A 9,207-nucleotide genomic window follows, 5' to 3' on the forward strand; every position below is an offset into this window, starting at 1 on the left:
GAACGGCAGCCCGCGCAGGTCCTCGCCGTCCGCCGCCAGCAGGTCATAAGCGCGCACCCCCGCCGGGTTGGCGGCCACCAGCTTCGCATCCACCGTCTTGCGGTTCAGCCGCTGTTGCAGGTCCCCAAACGACGCCACTTGCCCGTCCCGCATGACCAGCAGTTCCCCGTCGATCACGCCTTCATAGGTCAGGGCCTCAAGCACGTCGGGAAAGGCGCCGGAGATGTCTTCGCCCGTGCGGCTGTACAGCCGCTTCACCCCGCCCTCCGAGACCGCCTGGACGCGGATTCCGTCCCATTTCCACTCGGCGGCGTAGGCGGCCGGGTCCAGTTTCGGCAGGTCGGTTTCCTCGTCCAGCGGCTGGGCCAGCATGACGGGGCGGAAGCGGCCGTGGGCGTCGACCGAGGGTCGTTCGGCCTTGCCCTCCAGCCAGGCGAACAGGTCGGCATAGGGCGGCTCCTGGGCGTGCCAGACCTCCTGGATGTCGGCCACCGCGACCCCGCCGAAGTCCGCCGCCGCCTGCCACGCCAGCCGCGCCGAGACGCCCACCCGCAGGCCGCCGGTCAGCAGCTTCAGCAGGGCCCAGCGCCCGTCGGCGTCCAGCGCGTCCAGCCAACCTTCCAGCAGCCCCTGCACCTCGCCCCGCCTGGCGTGGGTCAGGGCGTCGATGACCTCGGACAGCTCGGGCTCCCGGTTGGCGCCGTGCTTCGCCGGCCAGATCAGGGCCACGGTCTCGGCCAGATCGCCCACATAGTCATAGGACAGGCGGAACAGCTCCGGATCGACCCGCCCCTCCACCGCCTGGCGGATCATGGCGGGCTTGGCGGCCTTGAACGACAGGGCTCCGGTCAGGGCCGCCAGGGCCCAGCCCCGGTCCGGGTCCGGCGCGTCCACCAGATGGTCGCGCATCAGGGTCAGCTTGGCGTTGCGTGACGCGGTCATGGACAGCTGGTCCAGCAGGGTGGCGAAGGCGCGCATCAGTTATCCGCCTCCCCGCCCATCTCCTCGTCGTCCTCGTCCTCATAGCCCACCAGATGCAGGGCCCGGGCGTTCAGCCCGTTCAGCGCGGCCCAGCGGCACAGGGCGTCGTCGCGCCCGTGGGTGATCCAGACCTGATCGGGCCTCAGCTCGGTCAGGGTGTCGGTCAGCTCGTCCCAGTCGGCGTGGTCCGACAGGATCAGCGGCAGCTCCACCCCCCGCTGCCGGGCGCGGGCCCGCACCCGCATCCAGCCGGACGCAAAGGCCGTGACCGGATCGGGAAAGCGCCGGCTCCACCGGTCCGCGATGGCCGAGGGCGGGGCCACCACGATCTTTCCGGCGAAGTCCGCCTTGGACCCGGTCGCTGGCGCCAGCGGCCCCAAATCGACGCCAAAATGTTCGTAGAGCCGGTTGAGCCGCTCCAGCGCGCCGTGGACATGGATGGTCTCGTCATAACCCGCCTCGCGCAGCAGCCGGATCACCCGCTGCGCCTTGCCGAGCGCATAGGCCCCGACCAGATGGGCCCGGTCGGGGAACTGGGCCACGGACTTGAGCAGATGGCCGATCTCGCCCGCGTCGGGCGGATGGCGGAACACAGGCAATCCAAAGGTGGCCTCGGTGATGAAGACGTCGCAGGGCACCGGCTCGAACAGGGCGCAGGTGGGGTCTCGCCGCCGCTTGTAGTCGCCGGACGCCACCACGGTCAGCCCGCGATGGCTCAGCACCGCCTGGGCCGAGCCCAGCACGTGGCCCGCGGGGGCGAACCCCACCGACACGCCGTTGACCTCGGTGGTCTCGCCATAGGCCAGGCCCTGGGTCCGGCCCGCGAAATCCTTGCCGTAGCGCTCGCCCATGATGGCCAGGGTCTCGGGGGTCGCCAGCACCGAGCCGTGCCCGGCCCGGGCATGGTCCGCATGGCCGTGGGTGATCACGGCCCGGTCCACGGGCCCCGGCGGGTCGATGTAGAAATCGCCCGGCTCGCACCACAGGCCTCTCGGCGTGGGGCGCAGCAGGGCTTCGGGTTTCAGGGCTGACGGCGGCATGGCGTGATCATAAGGCGCCTTTCGCCAAGCCGTTCCCGGCTCAATCCACCAGCATCCGCCCGGCGCCCATGTCCAGGATCAGCCGGTCGTCGCGGAACAGGCCCATGCCCGCCAGCACCGCCGGCACCCCCGGCAGGGCGCTGCGCGGATAGGCGTGGACTTCCACGTCCTCATAGAGACGTTCGCCCAGGGTCAGGGTGCGGGCCGTCACCACCTGGCCCGCCAGCACGCCGCCCAGAACGATGCTGGACGCCTCGCGCGCCAGCCGCCCGTCCAGCAGCCCGGCGGCCGTGGCCGTCTCCATGTTCAGGCTCAGGGCGGGCGAGGCGCCGGTGTCCACCACCGCGTCCAGCACCGCGCCCTCCACCGACACCTGGGTCATCAGGGAGCGGCCCTCGCGCGTGGCGGGCAGAGCCTGCGCTCCGGGCGGCGCCACCGTCGCCTCATCGCGGCCGAAACGCAGGCGGCGGCGCGGAAAATCGATGTCCAGCGCCATGCGGCTCAGCACGTCATAGCCGAGGATCAACCGGGTGTTCAGACCGCTGGACGCCAGCGGGCCCAGGTCCAGCACCCCCGCCGTCAGCCCCTTCAGGGTCATCCAGCCCAGCCGCACGTCCGCATTGACCGCATGGCCCAGTTGCGCCCCGCCGCCCAGGCCATAGGCGATCTGGGGCGGGCTGAGGCGGCGCGGCAGATCCAGTTCCTCGGCCAGGGTGGCGTCCACCACGGACCGCTGGGCCCCGCTGTCGATCAGGGCGTCCACGGCCACGCCGTCGATCATGGCCCGGGCGGAGACGAACAGGCGATGGTCCGTGGCGAAGGCCAGCCAGCCGCTGGTCCCGTCCTCGGCGAAGGTGGCGCCCGGCCCGGGCCAGAAAAGGTTCTCCCGCGCCCACCACGCCGCCGCCCCGCCCACGCCGAGCAGGCCCAGGCTGGTCAGAACGGAACGGCGCGATCGGCCGCGCGGGCGGGAGGAGGAATGGGTCACGGTCAGCCAACGTAGCGGTTATCGGGGCGTTCCGCGCTGCGGCGTGGGGTCCGGGCGGGTCTAGCGGCTCTTCTTCTTCACCCACATGGCGGCGTCGGCTTCGGCCAGCCAGGTTTCGGCGTCGGGCTGGCCGGCATAGGCGCGCACGCCGAACGACCCGCCCAGCGGCACCCGCTCGCCCTCCCACTCGAAGCCGTCGGCGTTGAGGGCCTCCAGCAGGCGGCGGGCCTTGTCGCGGCCTTCCTCGGCCCCGGCGTTCAGCAGCAGCAGGGCGAACTCGTCCCCGCCCAGACGGCCCACGGCGTCGCTTTCCCGCAGGTTGGCCAGCATCAGCTCGGCCACGCGCTTCAGCGCCGCATCCCCGGCGGGGTGGCCCAGGGTGTCATTGACCCCCTTGAACCCGTCCAGATCCAGATAGAGCAGCACCGCCGGCACATCATGGCGGCGGCAATAGGCCAGGGCGCGGTGCAGCGCCTCCATGAACCCGCGCCGGTTCAGGGCGGGGGTCAGCACATCGTGGTCCGCCGCCGCCTCGGCCGCCTCGGCCCGGGCGCGCAGGGCCTCGACCTCCGCGCGCAGACGCCGGAGCTCGCCTTCCAGGTCGATTGCGAGCGCGCCGCTCACCGGACCCTGACCACCGTCGGACACTCCCGAACTCCCGCCGGGGGCGCGACTCACCCCCGTTTACGGAGCCGATGCTACCGCACCCGGTTGCTCACGCAACGCCGGTCCTATAAGCCCGCTCTTTCCTTGACGTCGGAGGGTTCATGGACCGCTCTACGCCCCTGGTCGCCATCGTGATGGGCAGCCGTTCGGACTGGCCCACCCTGAAGTGCGCCGCCGACGCGCTGGACGCCCTTGAGGTCGCCTGGGAGGCGCGTGTCGTCTCGGCCCACCGCACCCCCGACCGGCTGGTCGCCTTCTCGCGCGGCGCCAGGGGCGAGGGCTTCAAGGTCATCATCGCGGGCGCGGGCGGCGCGGCCCACCTGCCTGGCATGGTCGCCTCCATGACCGAGCTACCGGTGCTGGGCGTGCCGGTGAAGTCCAGGGCGCTCAAGGGGCTCGATTCCCTGCTCTCCATCGTCCAGATGCCCGGCGGCGTGCCGGTGGGGACGCTCGCCATCGGCGAGGCGGGCGCCACAAACGCCGGCCTGCTGGCCGCCCAGATCCTGGCCCTGTCGGACGAGGCCCTGGCCGGACGGCTGGCCACATGGCGCGCGGACCTGACCGCCTCGGTCGCGGAGACCGTCGAGGACTGATGGCGCAGTTCCCCCTCGCTCCCGGCTCCAGCATCGGCATTCTCGGCGGCGGCCAGCTCGGCCGGATGCTGTCGCAGGCGGCCTCGCGGCTGGGCTTCGACGTGGTGATTCTGGACCCCCAGGCCGAAAGCCCGGCGGGCCGGGTGTCGCGCCAGCAGATCACCGCCCCCTTCGACGACCCCGACGCGCTGGAGGCGCTGGGCCGGCTGTCCGACGTGGTGACTTTCGAGTTCGAGAACGTGCCCTCGGCGGCCGTGGACCTGCTGGCCGTCAACGGCGCGGCGGTGGCGCCCGGCCCCACGGCGCTGGCGGTGGCGCAGGACCGCTCGGCCGAAAAGGCCTTCCTCAATGCGGTGGGCGCCGCGACGGTGGACTTCGCCTCCATCGATTCCGCAGACGACATCACCGCCGCCCTGCCCCGCATCGGCCTGCCCGCTCTGCTCAAGACCCGGCGCGAGGGCTATGACGGCAAGGGCCAGGCGTGGGTGCGCTCGGCCGACGAGGCGGAGGCCGCCTTCGAAGCCATCGGCCGCGCCCCCGCCATCCTTGAGGCGAAAGCCGACTTCGTGCGCGAGCTGTCGATCATCGCCGCGCGCGGGCTGGAGGGCGAGATCGCCGTCTATCCGCTGGGCGAGAACCGCCACGCCGACGGCATCCTGCGCACCACCCTCGCCCCCGCCGAGGTGCGCCCCGACACCGCCGCCCGCGCCCGAGAGATCGCCGAGGCCATCCTGGACGGCCTGGCCTATGTGGGCGTCATCGGCGTGGAGCTGTTCGAGCTGGCGGACGGAACCCTGCTGGTCAACGAGATCGCGCCCCGGGTGCACAACACCGGCCACTGGACCCAGGACGCTGTCTCTGCGACCAGTTCGAGCAGCACATCCGCGCCATCGCCGGCTGGCCGCTGGGATCAACCGACGCCGTTGCCCGGGTGGAGATGACCAACCTGTTGGGCGAGGACGTCCTCGACTGGCCCGCCCTGTCCGCCGACCCCGCCGCGCGGCTGCATCTGTACGGGAAAGGCGAGGCGCGTCCGGGCCGGAAGATGGGGCATGTGAACAGGGTGCGGGGGCTCTGATCTTTCCTCCTGGATCAGGCAACTGAACGACCGCAAAGTTGGGAAAATCGCTCTCAAGGATGCAAGCCAGATTTAGTCGAGAACGCGAAATGTCAGACGAGGATTCCCCGCTAGTTCTCGTCTGCGACCATGTGCTCGCACTCGACCACGAGGTGGACTTGATCGTTCATCATGCCGATGGGATGTGGCAACTAACATGCGGACAACCTGACCATTCTACGGACGGCTCGTCTGTTCGGCCGGTTCACCTGCACCACATCATCGACCGCTCCCCCGAAATCGCCAACGTGATGTTGAAGACGCCACGGGGACATCTCTCCGAACGGGTTGATGGCAATTGGACCATTGAGTCTCACGACGACTGAACGGGTGGTGGTCTCAACCGGTGAGCTACGGTGACCAGTGAAGCGCCCCGACTACCCCGCCGCTACCCCCGATACCGCATCCGCCCCAGCCATTCGGTGGCCTTGCGCAGCGGAGCGTCGAAGTCCTTGCCGGCTTTCCACTTTTCGAAGGTCATCACATTGTCGATGCGGCGCTGGACGAAGGCTTCGGCGGCCTCGCGGCCGTCGAACCATCGCATCGTCAGGGCCGGGATCAGGATGCCCGACAGGATCATGCGCTTGGAGTAGTGATTCTCGTCCGTGGCCGTGTCGCCGGCCCAGCGCCAGATTCGGTCCGCGCTCTCCCACGCCAGCTCCAGCCCCAGATCGGCGTTGGTGGGCAGGGCCAGGAAGCCGGCGCACCGTTTCGTGGCCTCCAGATCCGCCGCCCCGGCCTCCATGCGGGCCGAGATTCCGGCGAAGATGCGCTCGCGGATCTTCAGGCCTTCGGACGACAGGCCGTCCAGCGCGCGAGCGTCATGGCGGCGCGACAGCAGGGCCGCCAGATCGCGCGGTCCGTTGGGCAGCAACAGCTCCTCGTCCCCCCGCGACAGGCTATTGGCCTCGCAGGCCGCCCGCACCAGGCGGCGGTTCCAGCCCAGCGCCTCCGCGCGCTCCACGGCGGCGTCCAGCACCGCCTGCTCCATGCGGTCAGCCCAGTCGGGTTCCGTGCTCGTGTTCATGCCAGTAGATTACGCCCGGGCCGCGCGCGTGGCGAGCCTGCATCACAATCTGCGTCCTTTGGACCGGAAACCTAGACAGGCTCAAACCGTTCGTGTATCCGCACGCCTTCCTTGCGGGAGCCCGCCTTCCGCGAGAAATTGTTTTTTGTTCGCCCGTCTCCCTTGGATAAGGACGCGGCGGGCGGCCAAAGGAGAGATACCCCTGGTTCAGATTTTCGTTCGCGACAACAATGTCGATCAGGCGCTCAAGGCGCTGAAGAAGAAGATGCAGCGCGAAGGCAGCTTCCGTGAGATGAAGCGCCACGTGCATTACGAAAAGCCGTCGGAAAAGCGCGCCCGTCAAAAGGCCGAGGCTGTTCGCCGCGCCCGCAAGCTGGCCCGCAAGCGCGCCCAGCGCGAGGGTCTGCTGCCCGCGCCGCCGCCGCGCCGCTAAGGCCGAACGACGACCGAAACGATCAGGCCGCCCCGGTTCGCCGGGGCGGCTTTTTCACGTCGGGGAACGGGGATCACCCCTCCCGCTTCAGAACCCGGCCCAGGCTCTTCCACTCCAGCTTGACCCCCGACAGGGCCCCTGCGCGGAAGGCGCGGCCCGCCAGCCAGGTGATCACCACCACGGTCACCAGCATGCCGGCCATGGTGCCGATGATCTCGACCAGGGGCGGACCGGACGGCGCCCGCGCGCTCATCAGGAACGGGGTGAACAGGGGCACCCACGACAGCACCTTGACCAGCATGGCGTCCGGGTTGCGCATGGCCATCTGCATGACCAGCAGCGGCACGATCAGGATCATCATGATCGGCCCGATCAGGGTCTGGGCCTCGCGCGGCGTCTCGCAGAAGGCGCCGATGGCCGCGAACATCACCGCGTACATCAGATAGCCGCCCGCCAGATAGGCGAACAGATACAGCAGCAGACCGTCCTTCATCAGCACTGCGGCCACGTCCGCGCCGATCTCGGGAATCAGGGCCGCGAACCCGGCCGCGCCCATGGCGCCCCAGGCCAGCAGCACCGTCCCGGTCAGGGCGGCCACCCCCAGCACCTTGCCCGCCAGGATCTCGGCGGAGGAGGCCGACGACATCAGCACCTCCATCACCTTGTTGGCCTTCTCCTCCATGACGCTGTTCATCAGCATGGAGGCGCCGGTCACCACCAGCGACCACAACAGGAAGCCCAGGGCGAGGCCGATGATGCCCGGCAGGCGGTCGCGCAGGGACACCTCCCCGCCGCTGACGCTGGCGGGCGAGAACATCTGCACCTGCGGCCGGAACCGCTGCACATCGTCCACCACCGTGTCGGCCAGGCCCGCGCCGGTCAGAGCCTCGCGCCGGTTGACCTCGACCAGGGCGGCCCGCACCGCGTCCTCCACCGTGTCGTCGGTGGCCCGGCGCGACCACACCACCGCCGAAGGCGCGCCGTCGGCCCGGTTCAGAATCACCGCCGAATCCAGCTGCACCTCGCCCGGCAGGCGCTCCCCCTCGAACCACGGGGCCAGCACGGCCGCGGGATCCGGCGCAGACGCCAGCTCGGTCAGGTCTGCGGGCGTCGGGTCGATGATGCGGATGCGTTCGCGCGGCGTGCTGAAGCCTGCGGCCGCCTGCGGCGCGACGCGCCTGAGCTCCGCCAGTCCGGCCTCATAGCCTCACGCTCCGCCACATCCCGCACGCCGTCGGCCGCTTCGGGCCCGGCCTCGATCCGGGCTGCTGCGCGCAGGGCCTGCGCCTGCCGGCCCAGGACCGCACGGTCCATGGCGGCGCGCACGGCGGCGGTCAGGGACGGCCCCTCGCCGGGGGCCTCCACCAGCACCACCTGGCTGATCGGTTCGGACCGCTCCATCAGAAAGGGCACGGAGCCGCCCAGAACGGCGAAGAACGGCAGGGCCAGCAGCGATAGCCAGAACCCGACCGTGCGGGCGTAGGCCAGATATTCGCGGCGGGCGATCAACAGGGCGCGTTTCATCGGGCGGCCTCCTCGGTCCGGTGACCCTGATCCTGATCCGGGTCCGCCCCGGTCAGGCCGATGAAGGCGTCGTGCAGGCTGGGCTCGCGCATCTGGAAGGTGCGCACATCCAGGCCCTGGACGAAGGCCGCCTTCAGCGCCTCCTGGCCCGCGCCGCCGGCCGCCATCGTCGCCCGGATGCGGCGCGTTTCGCCCAGATCCTCGCTCTCCACCGAGACCACCCCCGGCAGGCCGCCACGGCCTCCGGCGCGATGGCGCCTTCCAGCTCGAGGAAGCGCGGCGCCGTGGCCCGCGCCTCATCCACCGTGCCCTCGAACGCCTTCTGCCCGCCCGCGATCAGGACCACCTTGTCGCACAGCCGCTCGGCGTGCTGCATCACATGGGTCGAGAACAGCACCGTGGCGCCCTTCGACGCGATGTCCCGGATCATGACCTCAAGCCCCTGCTGGTTCATGGGGTCCAGCCCCGAGAACGGCTCGTCCAGAATCACGAACTCCGGCTCGTGGGCCAGGGCGGCGATCAACTGGACCTTCTGGGCCATGCCCTTGGACAGGTCCTTCATCTTCTTGTTCGACGCCTCGCCCAGCCCCTGGGCCTCCAGCATGACCCGGGCCCGGCGGCGCCCCTCGCCCAGCGGCACGCCCTTCAGCCCGGCGAAGAAGGCGATGGCGTCCACCGGCGTCATCTTGCGGTACAGGCCGCGCTCCTCGGGCAGGAAGCCGATGCGGTCGCGCACCTTGCGGCCGTCGTTCGCTCCCAGGATTTCCACGCGCCCCGAGGTGGCCGGGGTCAGGCCCAGGATCATGCGGATGGTCGAGGTCTTGCCCGCCCCGTTCGG

9 protein-coding genes and 2 pseudogenes are annotated in these 9,207 nt (G+C 70.5%); 3 read left to right on the plus strand and 8 right to left on the minus strand.

The window, feature by feature from the left end:
* The 4 genes from MBEBAB_RS13940 to MBEBAB_RS13955 form a co-directional block, all read right to left on the minus strand.
* A partial coding sequence (locus MBEBAB_RS13940) for a cisplatin damage response ATP-dependent DNA ligase (RefSeq protein ID WP_045319420.1) occupies window positions 1-978 on the minus strand: 978 nt, incomplete at its 3' end.
* Window positions 978-2,021 carry a ligase-associated DNA damage response exonuclease gene (locus MBEBAB_RS13945; RefSeq protein ID WP_021698629.1) on the minus strand — a complete coding sequence of 348 codons (1,044 nt, stop codon included), beginning with the start codon at window positions 2,019-2,021 and terminating at the stop codon, window positions 978-980. The genes MBEBAB_RS13940 and MBEBAB_RS13945, both read right to left, overlap by 1 nt.
* A gap of 40 nt (window positions 2,022-2,061) precedes the next feature.
* The gene (locus MBEBAB_RS13950) at window positions 2,062-3,009 is read right to left on the minus strand and encodes an aspartyl protease family protein (protein WP_021698630.1); all 948 of its coding nucleotides are present in this window, start codon (window positions 3,007-3,009) and stop codon (window positions 2,062-2,064) included.
* A gap of 60 nt (window positions 3,010-3,069) precedes the next feature.
* A complete protein-coding gene (locus MBEBAB_RS13955) occupies window positions 3,070-3,633 on the minus strand; it encodes a GGDEF domain-containing protein (RefSeq protein ID WP_081703550.1) in 564 nt (187 codons plus the stop codon).
* Between the two features lie 143 nt (window positions 3,634-3,776).
* Here MBEBAB_RS13955 and purE point away from each other — a divergent pair, with 143 nt between their 5' ends.
* Together purE and MBEBAB_RS13965 are read left to right on the plus strand one after the other, a co-directional pair.
* Window positions 3,777-4,268, plus strand: coding sequence for a 5-(carboxyamino)imidazole ribonucleotide mutase (purE, locus tag MBEBAB_RS13960; protein WP_021698632.1), 492 nt, complete (start codon window positions 3,777-3,779; stop codon window positions 4,266-4,268).
* Window positions 4,268-5,346 (plus strand): annotated as a pseudogene (locus MBEBAB_RS13965) (5-(carboxyamino)imidazole ribonucleotide synthase). The gene purE and the pseudogene MBEBAB_RS13965 overlap by 1 nt, the downstream one beginning before the upstream one ends.
* A gap of 427 nt (window positions 5,347-5,773) precedes the next feature.
* On the opposite strand, the gene MBEBAB_RS13975 reads toward MBEBAB_RS13965, so the two are convergent.
* Window positions 5,774-6,412 carry a COQ9 family protein gene (locus tag MBEBAB_RS13975; protein WP_021698634.1) on the minus strand — a complete coding sequence of 213 codons (639 nt, stop codon included), beginning with the start codon at window positions 6,410-6,412 and terminating at the stop codon, window positions 5,774-5,776.
* A gap of 202 nt (window positions 6,413-6,614) precedes the next feature.
* On the opposite strand from MBEBAB_RS13975, the gene rpsU reads away from it, so the two are divergent.
* On the plus strand, window positions 6,615-6,845 hold the full coding sequence (rpsU, locus tag MBEBAB_RS13980) for a 30S ribosomal protein S21 (RefSeq protein WP_148291571.1): 231 nt from the start codon (window positions 6,615-6,617) through the stop codon (window positions 6,843-6,845).
* 73 nt (window positions 6,846-6,918) lie between these two features.
* Here rpsU and MBEBAB_RS13985 read toward each other — a convergent pair whose 3' ends face one another.
* The 3 genes and pseudogenes from MBEBAB_RS13985 to MBEBAB_RS13990 all read right to left on the minus strand — a co-directional run.
* Window positions 6,919-7,908 carry an ABC transporter permease gene (locus MBEBAB_RS13985; protein ID WP_021698636.1) on the minus strand — a complete coding sequence of 330 codons (990 nt, stop codon included), beginning with the start codon at window positions 7,906-7,908 and terminating at the stop codon, window positions 6,919-6,921.
* Between the two features lie 32 nt (window positions 7,909-7,940).
* Window positions 7,941-8,369, minus strand: a complete 429-nt coding sequence (locus MBEBAB_RS17805) for a hypothetical protein (protein WP_021698637.1) — start codon at window positions 8,367-8,369, stop codon at window positions 7,941-7,943.
* Window positions 8,366-9,207 (minus strand): annotated as a pseudogene (locus tag MBEBAB_RS13990) (ABC transporter ATP-binding protein); the annotation flags it as partial. The gene MBEBAB_RS17805 and the pseudogene MBEBAB_RS13990, both read right to left, overlap by 4 nt.

Source organism: Brevundimonas abyssalis TAR-001 (assembly GCF_000466985.1).
GTDB classification, from domain to species: Bacteria; Pseudomonadota; Alphaproteobacteria; order Caulobacterales; family Caulobacteraceae; genus Brevundimonas; species Brevundimonas abyssalis.